Genomic DNA, 19,414 nt, shown 5'->3' with positions numbered 1-19,414 from the left:
CCGTTAAATAATTCATTAAATATTAGATCAAGCAATAAGCCCTTGTGAAATTTTTCAATTTGTCGATGCTATCAATTCATCAACTTACCTCTTTGCTTATTTACTTTCTTGGAGTATTTATTATGGTAAACTCTATAGAAAAGAGAACCATTGTACTCAAATAAATCAAATAACTTACTTAGATTTTAACCTTTGGCAACCACAACTTTCGGGAACCTTTTAGAAGATGAAATCGGTCATGACATTACATCCCCGACACTTGCAAAATATATTGGGATTTGAAAATTTTTCGATCTGTGTATTGCGAAGTACTTCTCAGTTTTATTGGATATCGGAAGGTTTTTAATTTTTTTATGTAAAAAGCAAAACCCCGCCAGAAGCGGGGTTTTAATTGGAACTAAGTGATTTAAAGTCCACTGATAACTTCTGCCATTTTTTTACCAATCTCTGCAGGCGAATCCACTACATGGATACCGCATTGGCGCATGATAGCCTTTTTGGCTTGAGCAGTATCATCTTTACCACCGACTATAGCACCCGCATGCCCCATAGTACGGCCTTTTGGAGCAGTCTCACCTGCTATAAATCCGACAACAGGTTTTGTACCATTCTCTTGAATCCACTCTGCGGCAAGTGCTTCGTAATTACCGCCAATTTCTCCTATCATTACGATGCCTTGAGTTTCAGGATCATCCATTAGCATCTTAATGGCTTCCCTGGTGGGAGTACCTATGATGGGGTCACCTCCAATTCCAATAGCAGTAGTGATGCCCAAACCAGCTTTCACAATCTGGTCAGCAGCTTCGTATGTAAGAGTACCCGACTTTGATACGATACCTATGGACCCCTTTTTAAAAACAAAGCCTGGCATGATTCCGACTTTAGCTTCTTCGGCAGTAATTACTCCCGGACAGTTTGGACCAATCAGGACCGTTTCTTTGGTCTTCAGATAATTTTTTGCAACGACCATATCTCGTACAGGAATACCTTCAGTAATGGCAACTATGACCTGTATTCCGGCTTCTGCAGCTTCCATTATTGAGTCGGCAGCAAAGGCAGGAGGCACAAAAATGATGGAGACATCTGCTCCAGTCTCTTTAACTGCCTGCTCCACCGTATTGAAAACCGGTCTGTCCAGATGCTTGGTTCCACCTTTACCGGGGGTCACACCTCCCACAACCTGGGTACCGTATTCAATCATTTGTGAGGCATGAAAAGTACCTTCTTTTCCTGTAAAACCTTGCACGATTACTCTTGAGTGTTTGTTGACAAGTACGCTCATGTGATTCTAGAATATGAGTATTGTAAAAAAACTGAGCAAATGTAGAGCTGAAATAAACTGGATTTCCTATCCACAGGCAGCGAAAGAGGTTAGCAAAATTTAAATTTTCTATTTTACTGATTTTGAAAAACAAAAAACATTTGCTTAACTATCCATTTTTTATTTTTGCAAAATTAATATATTTATGCAAATTAAATATATATTTATGGTGTCCAAAATACATACTCCTTGCCCCCGGTGTCAGTCCACTCAGGTAATAAAAGCCGGAATTGTAGCTGATCGACAGAGATATAAGTGTAAATCCTGCCAATACTATTATACAGTGTCCAAGCTTGGAAAGACCATAGATGAGTACTACATCATCAAAGGGCTTCAGCTGTATCTGGAAGGATTGAGCTTCCGTGAAATTGAACGACTGCTTGGAGTAAGTCATGTGACTGTGAGCAATTGGGTCAAAAAATTTGGAGTAAAAAAACTGGAAGACCTTCGCTATCACCCTTCTTACAAAATTCTGAATCACAACGAACTCAATGAATTTATAGCTGACCGGAATAATTTGGCTAGTCATGGAGTATTAATTACGGAGGTAGGTGATAAATACATGGTGATCAAATGGGAGCGTTTCAGAGAATAACATATATATCCTTTACAAAATATATATGTTAAATTGTCATTAAGAATTGAGTGAGGGTACTTTAGCCAAACAAAACACAGAACCCACCAAACACAAAACACATGAAAATGAGCAGAACCCTCAAAACCAGTCTCCTAGCCCTGGCTGTAGTCTATCAGACATACGGTCAGGGCTCGGAAGAATATGGCTCCGGTCTCAAAATCAATATTGACCAAAACGGTTCCAAATATGTACGATTCATCATTTGGAACCAGATCTGGAGCAGAGCCATTGAAATGAATCCTGGCTCCGTCGTAAACGGGCAACCTGTGGATTGGCTTTACGACATAGGAATCCGCCGTGCCCGTATGCTTGCCTATGCGCAGATCAACAAAAGATTTCTGATTTTGACCCACTTTGGCATCAACAATCAGACTTTTATCAATGGAGGTGCTCCAATGGGAGGAATGACAGGAAATGGAGGAACATTTACCAGTGGAAAGAAACCCGGTATATTTTTTCACGATGTATGGAATGAGTACGCTGTAGTGCCGTCCATAAATCCAGAGACGAATAAAGCCAACAAAAATTCGCTTTACATCGGCACTGGATTGCATTACTGGCATGGGGTGTCGCGTATGACCAGCGCCAGTACATTGAACTTTCTGGCCGTAGACGCTCCCATCTTCAATTGGTTTACCATTGAATTTGCAGATCAGTTTGCCAGATATTTTGGAATTTATGCAAAAGGAAATTTGTTTGACCGTCTGGATTACCGTGTGCACTTGTCGAGACCTTTTGCTACAAATCTGGAACTTCCCAGAAGCAATGGCCTGCCCATACTGGACCGTGCCGTTGAAAACAATACGGGTAGCAATAGCTGGATTCAGGCAGGATATTTTATGTGGCAGTTTCTCGACAAAGAATCCAATGTATTGCCATTTACCGTGGGTACTTATGTGGGTACAAAGCGAGTATTTAATATCGGTGGAGGTTTTCAGAGAATGCCCAATGCTACTAAACATTTCGTATACAATGGAGAAGATACGGTGATCAGTAGCAATACTGCCAACATCGCAGGCCTTGACGTATTTCTTGACTTGCCTTTTGGCGGGGCATCCAATCAAGCGTTTACACTCTACTCTGTACTGTATAACCACCAGTGGGGACCAAATTACTACCGGACAGTGGGCATAATGAACGAAGCCTCTACTCTAAAAGACCCTAATTATACCGGAGCGATCAGCTTCAATGGCTTTGGAAATACACGCCCTCTCATTGGCACTGGCCAAATTTGGTACACTCAAATAGGATACCTGCTTCCAAAGAAATTTTTAGCCAAAAAAGTAAGAGGTGAACAGCCATTAAATGGCTCCCCAATTATCAACCACTATCCCAATACCAAGACGCGTATAGACCGAATACAGCTTTTTGGTGCCTATACGCTTCACAATCTGGAACGCATTGGGGTACCAGTTCATTCCATTGATGTGGGATTCAACTACTTTATAGCCGGGCACCATGCCAAGATCACATTGCAGTACTCCGCGCGTCCCCATATTCCAATCGACAACGGTCTTCGGCAGGAAGGCTTCAAAAGCGAATTTATCTTACAAACACAAGTATTTCTGTAATTTCAAATCCATAATCTAAAATCACAAAACACATGAAAAAGAACAACAACCTTGAGATGTACTGGAAGGAGAACATCAGTTACCTTTCTATTCTCCTTCTAATTTGGTTTTCAGCCTCTTACCTACTAGGTATTATCCTGGCTGATACACTTAACACCATCAGGATCGGTGGTTTTAAACTTGGTTTCTGGATCGCTCAGCAGGGATCTATATACACGTTTATCGTGCTGATTTTCTTGTATGTACGAAAAATGAATCTGTTGGACAAGAAGTACAATGTAAGCGAAGATTGACAAACCTCTAAAATCAACTAATATGGACATTTTAAGCTGGACCTACATCATTGTAGGAATTACATTCGGCCTCTACATTGGCATAGCCATTTGGTCGAGAGCTGCATCTACAAAAGAATTTTACGTAGCAGGCGGTGGGGTGTCACCATTAGCCAATGGGATGGCAACAGCGGCTGACTGGATGAGTGCCGCATCCTTTATCTCCATGGCCGGAATGATTTCATTTATGGGATACGACGGATCGGTGTATCTGATGGGTTGGACAGGAGGCTATGTGCTTCTTGCCCTGCTTTTGGCTCCCTACCTTAGAAAGTTCGGTAAGTTTACCGTTCCAGACTTTGTAGGCGACCGATACTATTCTCAAACTGCCCGATTGGTCGCGGTAGTGGCTGCCATATTTGTTTCATTTACATATGTAGCTGGACAAATGAGAGGTGTAGGTATTGTTTTCAGTCGTTTTCTGGAAGTGGATATCAATACCGGTGTGATCATCGGAATGATTATCGTGCTCTTTTATGCAGTGTTAGGAGGTATGAAAGGTATCACGTACACACAGGTAGCTCAATATTGTGTATTGATTTTTGCCTACATGGTGCCAGCAATATTTATCAGTCTGCAGTTGACCGGTAATATTCTACCCCAAATGGGCTTTGGTAGTACCTTAAGCGATGGCACCTATCTACTCGATAAACTCGATGGTCTGCTCACAGAGCTGGGGTTCAATGCATACACGGATGGTTCAAAACCAATGATTGACGTGCTCTTTATCACAGCTGCACTCATGGTAGGAACAGCGGGATTGCCCCATGTGATTGTCAGATTTTTCACTGTTCCAAAAGTACGCGATGCCCGCCGTTCAGCAGGCTATGCGCTTGTTTTTATTGCAATTCTCTATACCACAGCACCGGCCATAGGCGCGTTTGGGATGTATAATATGATCAGCAATATCAATGAGAAACCCATCGATCAACTGCCAGCATGGGTGGGAAATTGGAGCAAAACCGGATTGATCAAATATGAGGACAAAAACGCTGATGGTCACGTGCAGTATCGCAAAGACCCTGCTGCCAATGAGCTGACCATCGATAAGGACATCATGGTTCTGGCCAATCCTGAAATTGCACGCTTGCCTAATTGGGTAGTAGGTCTTGTAGCTGCTGGAGGTCTTGCAGCTGCATTGAGCACGGCAGCGGGACTTTTACTTGTAATTTCTACAGCCATCAGCCGCGATTTGCTCAAGAACGCAATAGCACCCAACATCACTGAGAAAAAAGAGCTTCTTGCTGCCCGTATTGCTGCTGTATTTGCCGTGGTAATTGCAGGATATTTTGGTATCAATCCTCCGGGTTTTGTCGCCCAGGTAGTTGCTTTTGCTTTTGGTCTGGCTGCTTCATCTTTTTTTCCAATTATTATAATGGGAATATTTTCAAAGAGAATGAATAAGGAGGGCGCAATAGCCGGAATGATTTCTGGTTTGTTCTTTACACTTTCCTACATAGTCTACTTTAAATTTATTAACCCGGAGGCGAATACACCCGATCATTGGTGGTTTGGAATTTCTCCAGAGGGAATCGGTACCCTTGGCATGGCCATCAATTTTGCTGTGGCTTATATAGTAAGTAAATTTACCCCGGAACCCCCGCACCACATTCAGGAATTGGTGGATGATATACGCATTCCCAAAGGTGCAGGCGATGCGCACGTTCATTAATGTGAAACATGTCCGGGGAGTTTAGCTTCCCGGACTTAATCTTTGACTTACATGAATGCCAAAAAATCAGATATGCTGCTGGTCCTTGTTGCCTTCATAGGCTTTCTAATTTGGAACTATCCGATATTGAAATATCTGAGTCTGCCATCATTGGGGATTTTTAAATTGTTGTTTTTGTTTTCAAGCTGGATCGCGATTGTGTTGTTCACCAGAAAAATTGTACAAAAAAGGTCAATAGAAAAATAAACAAATGAATGCAGCTGTCCTTATCTTCAACGTAGCTTTTTATCTAAGCATACTATTTGGGATAGCCGCCTACATTGATCGCAAACAAGTTGTTGCAGATATTTTGTCTTCCAATCCTTATGTGTATTCTCTTGGACTGGCTGTATATTGTACCGGATGGACATATTTTGGGTCTATAGGCCGAGCCTCTACCGGTCATCTTGACTTTCTTACCATTTATCTCGGTCCTACACTGGTAGCAGTACTCATGCCGGTAGTATACAGAAAAATGCTGAGAATCAGCAAAGCACTTAAAATTACAACCATTTCTGATTTTATCACTACCCGATATGGAAAAGGAATTTTCATCGGAAATCTAGTCGCAGGACTTACCGTACTGGGTATAATTCCCTATATAGCTCTGCAAATCAGAGCCATTTCTCTGGGTTTTCAGACCATTCATTCACCTGATGGCTCTATCGGGCACCTAACCTTTTGGCAGGATCCTGCACTTTACCTGACTGCCCTACTCGGACTTTTCACTGTGCTATTTGCCACACGTCGCATAGCTACCGCTGAAAAAAACGCTGGTCTGGTGGTCACTATCGCCTTTGAATCTCTGGTCAAACTGGCCGCTTTCCTTCTGGTCGGAGTTTTCATCTCTTACAAAGCCTTTGGTCCGGGTTCCGACGGTTTTACAGCCGGAATTGAAAATTATTTTTCCAAATACTCACCTTCTGAACCTGACTATTTTTCCTGGTTTTCGATGCTGGTGCTCTCAGCATTGGCATTCCTGATGCTACCCCGTCAATATGAAATGGGCATTGTAGAAAACGACAACGAAGCACAGCTTTTTAAAGCTTCATGGTTGTTTCCTTTTTATCTGTTTTTGATCAATCTCTTTGTGATACCTATAGCAGCTGCCGGCAATAAGCTGCTGCCTGATTCAAATCCTGATCAATACATCATTTCCTTGCCGTTGTATTTCAACAATGAAACCATTACATTACTAACCTACATTGGAGGTTTTTCGGCTTCCACAGGCATGATCATCGTAAGCACTGCAGCACTTAGCCGCATGCTTAGCAACAACATACTCATTCCTGCATTCCTTCAAAATGCATCTCTACGCCGACTGATTTCCAGTGAAAATCTCTTGCCGGTGTACACCAGGCGATTTTCAATTATTGCCATTTTATTGCTTGCATTTATTTACTATCGCTCCTTGTCTGATAAATATTCTCTTGTTTCAATTGGTTTGATTTCGTTTGCTGCTGTTTCTCAGTTTGCTGTTAGTGCTTTAGGGGGGATGTACTGGAAGCAGGCAACTAAAAGAGGAGCTATTGGAGGACTGGTGGGAGGCTTCGTTATCTGGTTTTATATTCTTTTACTGCCTTCATTATTAAGCCCTGAAATGATGAGCTCATTTCACCACAACTTAGATTCCTTGGGCTTGAGTTTTCTTTCGCCTCTTAGCTTTATGGGTATGACGGATATTGACCCTATTGGAGTAGCTTTTTTCTGGAGTATGCTGGTGAATTTATCTTTATATTTTTGGCTATCGATTTTGGATGAACCTAGTCTGTCTGAGATCAATCAGGCAGAAATTTTTACCGGTATCTTTACTTATGGGGCATCCGTAGAGCAATCAGTGGCGTGGAAAGGTTCTGTAAAGGTCCGCGACGTACGCCAGCTGCTTACCAGATTTCTGGGCGAAGCCCAAACTCACTCCATCATCCGACAGTTTGCGTATCGATATGCCGATATCTCCATTTTAGATGATTCACCGGCTGATGGCCGATTGGTAAACTATGCTGAGAAGTCGCTCTCCGCTGTAATTGGCAATAGCTCAGCTCGTATGTTGATCAGCTCCATTGCAAGGGAAGAAAAGGTTTCGCTAGACGAAGTGGTAGAAATTTTAAAGGAATCCCAAGAACTCATACGACTTAATCGCGAACTTGTACGCACACACCAGCAGCTGCAAAGGGCTACGGAAGAACTTCAAAAATCCAATAAAAAACTGCGTGAACAGGAGGAACTCAAAGATGAATTTCTTTACACCGTAACCCACGAACTACGCACTCCTCTCACCGCTATTAAATCGCTGATCGAAATCTTGGTCGACAATGTCGACCTACCTGAAAATCTACGCGAACATTATCTCCAAACCATAAATCGCGAAACCGATCGAATAAGTCGCCTAATCACTCAAGTTCTGGACCTTGAAAATTTCGAAAGCGGAAAACATCAGCTGCACATCGATGAAACCGACCCAGTGGAATTGATCCGTGAATCCATCGCCAGTATGGATGAAATTATCAAACAGAAAAATATACGTCTGAGCATCGACCTTCCCAAATTGCCAAAAATCTGGTGCGATCGAGATAAAATTACACAGGTCATTATCAATCTGTTGGGCAATGCTATCAAGTATTGCAACACGGAAAAGGGTGAAATTCAGATATCAGCCTATGTCTTTGATAATCAATTGAAAATTAACATATCGGATAACGGACCCGGAGTACGTCACGAGCTTCGACAGATCATTTTTGAGAAATTTTATCAGGCACCAAACCAAACCATCCGAAAGCCCAAAGGATCAGGTCTTGGTCTGGCGATCTGTAAAAAAATTATACAGCTGCATCGCGGCCGAATATGGGTAGAGGAGTCCGATACCTTGCCTGGTGCTCGCTTTTCTTTCACAATACCTTTAAATTATCGACATTATGACTGATGAAGATATTAAAGTTCTAGTAGTAGACGATGAACCTGCCATCATCATGTCTCTTGATTTTTTAATACGCAAAGCCGGCTATGAGCTTTTTATAGCACGCAATGGTCAGGAAGCACTGGATATTATAAACCATCAAAAACCCCACATTGTGGTTCTTGATATTATGATGCCTGACATTGATGGATTTGAAGTATGCCATTTAATAAAATCAAATCCTGAAACCATAGGAATCAAAGTGATTTTTCTATCAGCTAAAAGCAGACGAGAAGACATCGACCGTGGCCTTGCTCTTGGAGCCGATTTTTATCTGACAAAGCCCTTTTCAAACAAATTGATTATGGAAAAGATTCGCCAACTGGCTGATGAACTACTACGGCAAAACTTAGATTCAACTCAATCCATAAATTAACCCTCTAAAATCCCCAACACCATGATGAATTTCAGAATTTCCTCCCCCGAACAGTATGAAGTAGCCTATCGGCGCAGTGTAGAAGACCCGGAAGGTTTCTGGGATCAGATCGCCAAAGAATACCACTGGTTTGAGCCATGGCATAAAACCCTTGAATGGGAATTTTATACCCCCTCCGTAAAGTGGTTTATAGGTGGTAAAACAAACATCACATACAACTGTCTGGACCGCCATCTCAAAAAACGCGGAAATAAGCTTGCCTTGATCTGGGAACCCAACGATCCCAAGGAAAAATTTGTGCGACTAACCTATAGAGAGCTCTATGAACGCGTATGCCAATATGCCAATGTATTGAAGCGCAATGGAATTAAAAAAGGAGACAGAGTCGCCATCTACATGCCTATGATTCCTGAATTGGCCATTGCCGTATTGGCCTGTGCACGCATAGGGGCTGTTCATTCGGTAGTATTTGCCGGTTTTTCAGCAGTTTCGTTAGCCGACCGCATCAAAGATGCCGGCGCCGTGGCTGTGCTAACATCCGACGGGCTAAACCGAGGTACTAAACAAATTCCGGTAAAACGCGTGGTTGATGAAGCCATTTCCATGGGGTGTGATACTGTTAAAAAAGTCATCGTGACCGAACGTCTGGGCTGGGCCGTGAACATGGTGGATGGCAGGGATGTATGGCTTCACGACGAACTCAAACACGTCACCAAAGAATGTCCGGCAGAGCCAATGGATTCAGAAGATCTGCTATTTATCCTGTACACCTCCGGCTCTACCGGAAAGCCCAAAGGTGTGGTACACACAGTAGGCGGTTACATGGTATACACTGGATATACCTTTCTCAATGTATTTCAGTATGAAGAGTCTGATGTATTCTGGTGTACAGCTGATGTAGGTTGGATCACCGGACACTCCTATCTGATTTACGGGCCTTTGCTCAATGGAGCGACAACTCTGATGTTTGAAGGAATTCCCACCTATCCCGATGCTGGCCGGTTCTGGCAGGTCGTTGATAAATATGGTGTTAACATCTTTTATACAGCCCCTACAGCTATCCGATCGCTGATGGCTGCAGGTATCGATCATGTACTTTCGTATTCTCTCGATTCCCTTAAGGTATTGGGCACTGTAGGCGAACCCATCAATGAGGAAGCCTGGAACTGGTACTACATTCACGTGGGAAAAGAGCGCTGTCCGATAGTAGATACCTGGTGGCAAACCGAGACAGGCGGCATTTTGATCTCAGCCCTTGCAGGTATATCAAAACTAAAGCCTGCACATGCCGGATTGCCGCTTCCTGGTACTCAACCGGTACTACTTGACCAGGACGGCAACGAAATACCAGGCAACGACGTAGAAGGCTACCTCTGCATCCGCCATCCATGGCCCAGTATGATTCGTACCACCTATGGCGATCACGATCGTTGCCGCCAGACGTATTTCTCTGCTTTTAAAGGATATTATTTTACAGGCGATGGAGCCCGGAGAGATACTGAAGGTCTGTACCGCATTATTGGCCGTGTAGACGATGTAATCAATGTCAGTGGACATCGCTTTGGCACAGCTGAAATTGAAAATGCCATAAACCTTTGTAAAAAGGTAGTGGAATCTGCTGTAGTGGGGTATCCTCACGATATCAAAGGCCAAGGCATCTACGCCTTTGTCGTCACCGCTGAGCCAGTAATTAATCCAGACCTTATTCAGGCTGAAATCATTGAATCTGTTGTAGCTGCAATCGGAAAAATTGCCCGTCCGGATAAGATACAATTTGTCTCCGGACTTCCGAAAACTCGTTCAGGTAAAATTATGCGTCGGATCCTCCGAAAAGTGGCAGAGGGAGATGTATCCAATTTGGGCGATACTACTACATTGCTCGATCCGGCTGTGGTAGATGAAATCATTGAAGGTGCCCGCCTTGTAAAAGTTGCTCAGTAATCTCTTCAGCAACATTTTGAAAGCCCGGTGAAAACACCGGGCTTTATTAGTAATTGTACTAATTGCTCTAGATGCTTGTGAGTCAACAAACTACTACCTGTTTCAGATATGGTAGTTGATGATCAGGTTATAATTGGACATCATCACCCGATTGAAAACATAGCGAAGATCTCCATGCGTATTGCCCACCAAACCTTTGTAGACATAAAGCGCCTGAAGGTTTAATCCATGTAAGGGACCTTTAAAGGAGTAATTCAAAAAGATATTGAGCTGATTGTAAGATGGTAGCCCATATTTATTTTGCCGAAAATTGAGCACGTCAGGCAACTCATACCATCCAAAGGCAGTACCATACATTAAGTGTTTTTTTGGCCGATTTTCATAGCGAAGTGTAAAAGCATGGGTATTGGCCGTACCTTCGTTACGCTCTCGTGCCATAAAGGTGTAAAACGGTTCTATACCCCATTCCCTAGGAAAAAGAAATCGATCGCGATCGAGTATATGAGTGTAATTTAAAGTGAGCTGGTGCGATCGAACGGCTGCTCCCATCCGAAAACTGAAAAATGCTGCTGTATGCCCGGGAAGCATATATGCTTTTGATGTATCTGAATTACCGCCATTGCCGCTGGAGGTTTGATATCCTGATTGTAGTCCGGCTATCAAGATGGTATGCTTGTTAACCTTTTGTCTGATTTCTTTCTGAAGAAAGTGAAGGTTGAAAACGTTGTGCACATGATAGTGCCAGTAGCTGAGCTTCAAAGCTTTGGAGAGATGGATATCAGCATTGAATATGGTAGCATACCTGCTAAAGATCGAGTTGCGGTAGCCCGAAGGTGTGCCATTGGGATTCACTCCTACAGGATAAAATCCAATGCTTTGACCCACTGTAAACCAACTTACAGAAGACCGTGGACTCATACCATAGAAAAAACCTGACTGAATATGCAGATGCTTCCACTCCTTTATCTCAAGCCATAGTCCATCCTGAAGAGAAGGCCTCATACGACCATCTTGTGGATTAATAAATGGCGTCAACAGGTTTTGCCTTCCTAATGTTATTGTGCTATTGCCCTTCAAGTAGCGGATGAAAAGTGATTCCAGCCGTTCGAGATTTGCGCGGTTGTATGGATCTTGCAAATCAAAGTTACCAAGTTCATATCGGCTTTTGCCTCGACCGAGGGGGTCAACAGCTCCTAGGTCGTTTGATAATACGTTGAAGAGGAAAAATCCACTAAATCCAGCTGTGATACCCTTGTAGACTGGGGTTTTATATCCGATCCCCGCACCCATGGCCAATGAATAATAGTCAGTGAGAGGACGATAATTATCCGTAGCCATAAAATAGGTTCGCATATGCCCGGTTACCTTTCCTTTCATAAGAAACTTTTGAAGGTCAGCTGAAGCAGTATCTGTTGAATTAGCAGCTGCATATGCTCTCTGCATTCCTAATGCAATTAGGAAGAAAAACAAATACTTCACTTTATTTTGATGAATATGTGCGAAATATTGTTATACAAACTGGTAATCAACTCCGTACACTTGAGTAAGAAGATTGGATGGAGCATCAAGTGCTATAGCATTTCCTTTTGGAGTTGGCGTTACAGGGGAATTAGCCGCGAGATAATTCCGTATCATTGAATGCATGGAAATGGGTAAATTTTTTGCGTTTCGGACATTTGAAAACCGACACAGCACATCCTCTGGGTCTCCTTCACGCTCACATGCCACAATAGTGTACATCCTGTTATTATCTAAAGGTTGTCCTCCGATAGTGATGGATTGCACACGCTGTCCTTTTCCAGCATAGGCTTTAAAAGTAACCTTCATGCCATCAAACTTTACTACCCATCCACCAAAGCGCTCTTTGGCATTTTGTGCGAAGACGTTGTGCAGTTCTTTTTCAATCCATTGGCTGATTTGTTCACCTGTCACCTGACCTGTGCGCAAGGTAGCATCCACCGGAAACATATCGTAGAGATAGGCCGAGGTGATGGGAATATTATCGGTATGATCAGTTTTAACCCTTGGCGGACAAAATCTGAAACCATTTGAAAGGACAATATCTGCATCAGGTAACTGCCACCTCATGGCATCGAGGATAAGAGTGTCAATGGTATTTTCGATGACAAAGTATCTGTACAAAGGCAGCGTACTATACCCAATTACCATGTGCAAATCCTCAGCAAATGGTTTCTCGAGCTCATCGATCAATTTTTGCAGTTTTTGGTCTGGTTGGTACTGATTAGATGTAACTTCCTCAAGCTTGTATATCTCATCTACAATTTTTCCATCTTGAACCACAAGCTGAAGTCTGCCTACGAACGAACCGAAAGCTCCTGGCTCTACTACTTTAGCATACTTGCCCTGAATTGGCCGTCTTACCCGCTCATGGGTGTCACCCCCCAGTATGATATCTACTCCCTCACAGGCCGGTTGATTGGATAAGTAGATCTGCTGGGATAGGCCGAGATGGGCCAATATGATTACATATGCACATTTTTCCTGATTTCGAAGTACTTCCACAAAGTGAGCAAGGTTTTCTTCCGGTTCTGTATATACAATTCCACGGCTATAGGCCGGGGATTGGCGCTTGGGAACCAGAGGATCTGTATACCCCAGAAATCCAATTTTAATACCAGCCACATTCCAGATGTAGTAGGGTGGAAAAATCATTTCACCCTTTTTTCCATTTCCCGCATCATGAAACATGTTGGCACATACTTTCGGACCACGGAGCGAGCCCATTAGATCTTGCATTGCAGATTTGTAATATACGACTTCCCAGTTTCCGGGTAAATAAAGGTCATAATTTAAATAGTTAAGTATTGGCACAAGAGCTTTTCCGGTTGTCTTCACCGAAAGCTCACTACCCTGGAACATGTCTCCCGTATCGACAATAAACGTGTTTTTATAGCGCTTGCGCTCTTGGGCGAAGAAGGAAGCCAGATGTGCATAGCCACCACATTGTCTGAAAACAGCTTGATTGTTTTCCCAGAAAAGTTCATCATGAGGAAAAACCTGGCAATGTACATCTGTAGTCTGAAGTATGTTGAGAATAGTCCGCCCGGAAGTTCCTCTGTCCGAAAATTCCTCAATTTCTGTTTCTTCATCCTTAGCCCACAGTCCATGCCAGAGTCCTGAGCTCAAGCCTGCAGTAGAAAGTAGAACCTTTTTAAGGAAATTTCGTCTTTTTTCTGAGTACATTGTATATATGTGTTTGTGTTTTTAATGATTGCAACGATAATGAATTACATCGATTTTTATAGTGATTTGGGTTACACTATATATAAGCTGCCGATTGTAAAAAGTTAACTTTCAAATCAGATCTAAAAAAAAAACAATACCATCCGGTGGATTCCAATTTCTCATAGACAATTGAATTCCTTAAGCCATTTCAAAGACCTAATAAATATTATTAAACCAACAAAAACGCAGTAACAATCGGTGTATCCGATACACAACATTGCTCAGAGAACCCCTATTTTTGCCCATGACTCAGAAGAACTGAATGACATGTCAGAAACAGCAACACCTTACAAACCCAAAAATAAAGTCCGCATTGTAACTGCTGCATCTCTTTTCGATGGACATGACGCAGCTATCAACATCATGCGCCGGATTATGCAAGCCACTGGATGTGAAGTCATACATCTCGGTCACGATCGATCGGTCGAAGAGATTGTAAACTGTGCCATTCAGGAAGATGCACAGGCCATAGCAATCACTTCATATCAAGGGGGGCATATGGAGTTCTTCAAGTACATGTACGACCTGCTGAAAGAAAAAGGAGCCAGCCACATCAAGATTTTTGGCGGTGGTGGAGGCACCATACTTCCAACTGAGATTCAAGAGCTCCACAACTACGGAATCACAAGAATATACCATCCCGACGACGGGCGCGCTATGGGCCTGCAAGGCATGATCAATGATGTGGTGATGAAAGCCGACTTTCCGATTGGTTATCCCCTGAACGGACAGATAAAAAAACTTGGCAACAAACCGGAAAACTGGACTGCCATTGCACGACTTATTTCAGCAGCTGAAAACTTTCCCGACGAAAGCCGTGCCGAACTGGAGGCTATCAAAAATCTGGCTGAAGAATCTCATACCCCTGTGCTTGGCATCACAGGTACCGGTGGAGCTGGCAAAAGTTCTTTGGTGGATGAATTGGTAAGGCGTTTTATATTGGACTTTCCCGATAAAACGATAGGCATCATATCAGTGGACCCCTCCAAACGCAAAACAGGTGGAGCCTTGCTCGGTGATCGTATCCGCATGAACTCCATTCATCATCCTCGGGTCTATATGAGATCACTGGCTACCCGACAGAGCAATTTGGCTTTAAGTCGCTATGTGGGCGACGCCATCAGCGTGTTAAAAGCTGCCAATTATGATTTGATCATTCTCGAAACTTCGGGTATTGGCCAAAGCGATACTGAAATTCTCGACTACAGCGACGTATCACTCTATGTAATGACTCCTGAATACGGTGCGGCTACCCAGCTGGAAAAAATTGACATGCTCGACTTTGCCGACTTGATTGCACTAAACAAATTTGATAAACGAGGTGCTGCGGACGCTCTCAGGGATGTAAAAAAACAATATCAGCGAAATCACCAGCTGTGGAGTAAACCATTAGATGAAATGCCAGTATATGGCACCATAGCCAGCCAATTCAACGACCCGGGAATGAATCGCCTTTACAAAGCTGTAATGGATACCATTACAGCCAAAACGGGAGCAAACTTGAAGTCTAACTTCGCTGCAACCGATGAAATGTCCGAAAAAATATACATCATTCCACCTCAAAGAACCAGATATCTATCAGAAATCACTGAAAACAACCGCAAATACAATAAATGGGTTGAACAACAAGCTGAAATTGCTCAAAAACTCTACAACATCCACAGCACCATAGAACACCTAACTAATACAGACCTAAATTACAAAGACGAGCTTATCGCACAGCTTAAGAATGAATTTGATAAAGTAAAACTGGACCTTGACCCACACAATTGGCAACTGATCGAAAAATTTGATGATAAAGCACAGAAGTATCGGAATGACGAATATATATTCACGGTTAGGGATAAGGAAATTCGAATTAAGACCTACACAGAATCGCTGTCACACCTGAAAATTCCGAAAATAGCTACCCCGCGTTACAAAGCATGGGGCGACCTGCTCAGATGGCTGCTTCAGGAAAACTTTCCAGGAGAGTTTCCTTACACTGCAGGCATCTATCCCTTTAAGCGCACAGGTGAAGACCCAACGCGAATGTTTGCCGGTGAGGGCAGTCCTGAACGAACCAATAAGCGCTTTCACTATTTAAGCCTGGGGATGCCGGCCGCCAGATTGTCTACTGCTTTTGACTCTGTGACCTTATATGGCAGAAATCCAGATTTAAGGCCAGATATTTACGGTAAAATCGGAAATTCAGGCGTGTCCGTCTGCTGCCTGGATGATGCCAAGAAACTTTACTCAGGTTTTAATCTGGCAGCACCGACCACCTCCGTGTCCATGACCATCAACGGACCAGCTCCTATGCTCCTGGCATTTTTTATGAACACAGCTATCGACCAGCAATGTGAATTGTACATCCGTCAACACGGTCTTGAACACCTTGTAGAACAAAAACTCAAAGAACTATACGACGACAGAGATCTTCCCAGACCAGGATACAACGCTCCACTTCCCGAAGGTAATGATGGACTTGGATTACTTCTACTCGGAATCACCGGCGACCAGATACTCGAACAAGAGACCTATAATCGAATTAAGGAAGATACTCTCGGTGTAGTAAGAGGTACTGTGCAAGCCGACATACTTAAAGAAGACCAGGCGCAAAACACCTGCATTTTCTCTACAGAGTTTGCCCTTAGGCTAATGGGCGATGTTCAGCAGTATTTCATCGATCACAGAGTCAGAAACTTTTACTCTGTGTCCATTTCAGGCTATCACATAGCAGAGGCTGGCGCCAATCCCATTACCCAATTGGCCTTTACCCTTGCCAATGGATTTACCTATGTGGAATATTACCTCAGCAGAGGTATGGACATTAACGATTTTGGGCCCAATTTAAGCTTCTTTTTTTCCAATGGAATAGACCCTGAATATGCCGTAATAGGTCGGGCTGCACGCAGAATTTGGGCTAAAGCAATGAAATATAAATACGGTGCATATCCAAGGGCCCAGATGCTCAAATACCACATACAGACTTCAGGGCGATCACTGCACGCACAGGAAATTGATTTCAACGATATCCGAACCACGCTACAGGCCCTTTATGCCATTTATGACAATTGCAACTCGCTCCATACCAACGCCTACGATGAAGCAATCACCACCCCGACCGAAGAATCAGTTCGCCGGGCCGTAGCGATTCAGCTCATTATCAACAAAGAACTAGGACTTGCCAAAAATGAAAACCCACTTCAAGGCAGTTTTATCATCGAAGAATTGACAGATCTGGTAGAAGAGGCCGTGATGCTGGAGTTTGACAGAATCACCGAACGCGGAGGTGTACTTGGTGCTATGGAAACTATGTATCAGCGGTCTAAGATTCAGGAAGAATCACTCTATTATGAAACGCTCAAGCACACAGGCGAATTACCCATCATTGGGGTAAATACTTTCCTGAGCTCTAAAGGATCCCCAACCATCATCCCGGCAGAGGTCATCAGAGCTACAGAAGAGGAAAAACAACAACAAGTAGAAACCGTCCGAAGATTACATACTTTCAGACCAGATAAATCTACTCAAATGTTGAGAGCCATTCAGGAAGCAGCTATTCGAAATGAAAACATTTTTGCGGTATTGATGGAAGCCTCCAAATACTGCACACTGGGTCAAATGACCGAAGCTATGTTCCAGGTTGGAGGTCAGTACAGGCGAAATATGTAATCAAATTTTCTGGATGCTGTATACCGTCTCAAATTCATCAGGCGGTATTTTTTAGTAAAATGTAGTAAAATCTAAAATCATCTATCACCTGTTACATGCACTATTGCTAATCGAAATAAATTTAATTGTCAAAAGCGAAAGTTTTAACCGTATTGTACATCCGGCAAAATCAATATCTTCAGGATAGCTCCAAAAGATTAATTGCCATTGGAAAGTTACTAATTACGGCATCTTTTTTAATACAGATAGGGACTAATTATACAGAAAAAAAACCTCCTCTTGATCAGAGAGGAGGTTTTGTAAAAAAGTAAGGTTTCTGCTCTATCGATTAGCGAAATGATATTTTTTGTGTTGCTACTTTTCCACTAGCATCAAAGATTTGAAGCATGTAAACCCCTGAAGACAAATTGTTTTTGAAAATTCTGAAGTCTCCGGTAGCCCTGTTCCACTCATTGATGAGACGGCCGCTGAGATCTGTCAATCTCAAGGTATAATTTTTATCGCCTAATCTGACAGTCATCATATCGCTGGATGGATTTGGAAATATTGCAAACTGATTAGCCGAAAATTCGCCAACACTTATGGTCAGTTTCTCACAACTGTTCCACTTATATTGGGCTACGTCATTGTTTCCTGTGCGTGTGTAAACACGGTTGAAACCACCGATGCCATTGGGTTCCACACAATTTCTATCATTTGGATCCGGAAATGACTCTTCGTTAGCTCCTACCGTCACATCTCCGTTTACAAATTTGTAGTAGAGAACTGCAGGGCACAGATTTGGCACCGTTACTTCATATACTCCGTTTCCAATCGGCGACATAGCTACCTTACCATCCTGCCATGCAGGATTTGTAAAATCACCTATTAAAAAGATCGTGTCAGCCGGCACCGGTCCATTGCTCATGTCCACGCGAAAAGTTACCGGTCCATCAGCAGGCTTTGGTGTACACGGGGTTGTCTGATTAAAGCAGACTACAGGTACCATCTGATTTGAGGTGATGTTAATCATTCGGTTGGGTAGGCCTTCCCAGTTGGTGTTGCCACCGCTGTGCGTACGGAATTTGTACTCGTGCATTCCACTGTCTACATCCAGAGTTACCACATACACATTTGGATTAGTAGCAGAAGGATTCATTTTGACACCTGCCCCCCAATTGGCCAAAGTACCAGCTATTGTGACAGAGTCAAAGGTACCGCAAAAATTTTGCATATCTACTTGAAAGGTCACACTATACTTTGGAATCGGACCTGCAGGACAGGGAGTACACATTCCAAAGCATACGACTGGTACAGTGGTAGCACCGGTGATGGTTACTGATCTATTGCCATTGGTTGCACATGTACCTGGTACACTCTCATCCGTACCCCATGAATTGCCATTGATAAACTTGTATTCATAGGTGCCGGCTGGAATATTGACCGTAACTGCGTAAACCGTCGAAGTGCCAACCTGAGTAAGCTGAGTAGCAGAAGGATCCCAATTATTAGAAAACCCTGCGGCTTGCTGAAAGTTACCGGCAACGTGTACCCCATTGCTGCTGACGGTTTGTGTCGCCATATCCACCTGAAAGGTGACTGCGAATGTTTGAGCCAATAGTACACTACTCGATACTAAGGCACTTAGAAGAAGGTAGATTTTTTTCATCTTTTCCGATTTTTTTAGTTA

At 43.1% G+C, this 19,414-nt stretch carries 12 protein-coding genes and 1 pseudogene; 9 read left to right on the top strand and 4 right to left on the bottom strand.

Translation table 11 applies throughout. The features are described from left to right. Positions 1-406: 406 nt before the first annotated feature. Positions 407-1,282 carry a succinate--CoA ligase subunit alpha gene (gene sucD / locus DES35_RS08865; RefSeq protein ID WP_037360506.1) on the bottom strand — a complete coding sequence of 292 codons (876 nt, stop codon included), beginning with the start codon at positions 1,280-1,282 and terminating at the stop codon, positions 407-409. Positions 1,283-1,466: 184 nt separating this feature from the next. On the opposite strand from sucD, the pseudogene DES35_RS11800 reads away from it, so the two are divergent. From DES35_RS11800 to acs, 8 genes and pseudogenes are all read left to right on the top strand, one after another. After that, positions 1,467-1,592, top strand: a pseudogene (locus DES35_RS11800) (transposase-like zinc-binding domain-containing protein); the annotation flags it as partial. A gap of 12 nt (positions 1,593-1,604) precedes the next feature. Further along, entirely contained in the window at positions 1,605-1,916 is a 312-nt protein-coding gene (locus tag DES35_RS08860) for a helix-turn-helix domain-containing protein (RefSeq protein WP_235183094.1), read from the top strand. A 107-nt stretch (positions 1,917-2,023) separates the two neighbouring features. After that, positions 2,024-3,529 (top strand): porin, encoded by a 1,506-nt coding sequence (locus DES35_RS08855; RefSeq protein WP_114366380.1) that lies wholly within the window; start codon positions 2,024-2,026, stop codon positions 3,527-3,529. A 32-nt stretch (positions 3,530-3,561) separates the two neighbouring features. Then, positions 3,562-3,822, top strand: a complete 261-nt coding sequence (locus DES35_RS08850) for a DUF4212 domain-containing protein (RefSeq protein ID WP_037360504.1) — start codon at positions 3,562-3,564, stop codon at positions 3,820-3,822. 22 nt (positions 3,823-3,844) lie between these two features. Continuing rightward, positions 3,845-5,533 carry a sodium:solute symporter family protein gene (locus DES35_RS08845; protein WP_037360502.1) on the top strand — a complete coding sequence of 563 codons (1,689 nt, stop codon included), beginning with the start codon at positions 3,845-3,847 and terminating at the stop codon, positions 5,531-5,533. Between the two features lie 250 nt (positions 5,534-5,783). Continuing rightward, the gene (locus DES35_RS08835) at positions 5,784-8,492 is read left to right on the top strand and encodes an ATP-binding protein (RefSeq protein WP_114366379.1); all 2,709 of its coding nucleotides are present in this window, start codon (positions 5,784-5,786) and stop codon (positions 8,490-8,492) included. Next, on the top strand, positions 8,485-8,901 hold the full coding sequence (locus tag DES35_RS08830) for a response regulator transcription factor (protein WP_037360494.1): 417 nt from the start codon (positions 8,485-8,487) through the stop codon (positions 8,899-8,901). Before DES35_RS08835 ends, DES35_RS08830 begins: the two co-directional genes overlap by 8 nt. Positions 8,902-8,922: 21 nt before the next feature. Next, on the top strand, positions 8,923-10,842 hold the full coding sequence (acs, locus tag DES35_RS08825) for an acetate--CoA ligase (protein WP_037360492.1): 1,920 nt from the start codon (positions 8,923-8,925) through the stop codon (positions 10,840-10,842). A 102-nt stretch (positions 10,843-10,944) separates the two neighbouring features. Here the strand turns inward: acs and DES35_RS08820 are convergent, their stop codons facing one another. Both DES35_RS08820 and DES35_RS08815 read right to left on the bottom strand, forming a co-directional pair. Further along, entirely contained in the window at positions 10,945-12,285 is a 1,341-nt protein-coding gene (locus tag DES35_RS08820; RefSeq protein ID WP_051889442.1) for an OprD family outer membrane porin, read from the bottom strand. 66 nt (positions 12,286-12,351) lie between these two features. Further along, positions 12,352-14,046 carry a bifunctional metallophosphatase/5'-nucleotidase gene (locus DES35_RS08815; RefSeq protein WP_037360489.1) on the bottom strand — a complete coding sequence of 565 codons (1,695 nt, stop codon included), beginning with the start codon at positions 14,044-14,046 and terminating at the stop codon, positions 12,352-12,354. Positions 14,047-14,355: 309 nt separating this feature from the next. Here DES35_RS08815 and DES35_RS08810 point away from each other — a divergent pair, with 309 nt between their 5' ends. After that, positions 14,356-17,745, top strand: coding sequence for a methylmalonyl-CoA mutase family protein (locus DES35_RS08810; protein WP_114366378.1), 3,390 nt, complete (start codon positions 14,356-14,358; stop codon positions 17,743-17,745). Positions 17,746-18,073: 328 nt separating this feature from the next. Here DES35_RS08810 and DES35_RS08805 read toward each other — a convergent pair whose 3' ends face one another. Next, complete coding sequence (locus DES35_RS08805) at positions 18,074-19,393, bottom strand: pullulanase X25 domain-containing protein (RefSeq protein WP_084180224.1); 1,320 nt, start codon at positions 19,391-19,393, stop codon at positions 18,074-18,076. Between the last annotated feature and the right edge of the window lie 21 nt (positions 19,394-19,414).

This window comes from Schleiferia thermophila (assembly GCF_003337435.1).
Classification (GTDB): domain Bacteria; phylum Bacteroidota; class Bacteroidia; order Flavobacteriales; family Schleiferiaceae; genus Schleiferia; species Schleiferia thermophila.
Note: the sequence above shows the minus strand (reverse complement) of the source record. Positions and strands in the feature narration are given on the sequence as shown.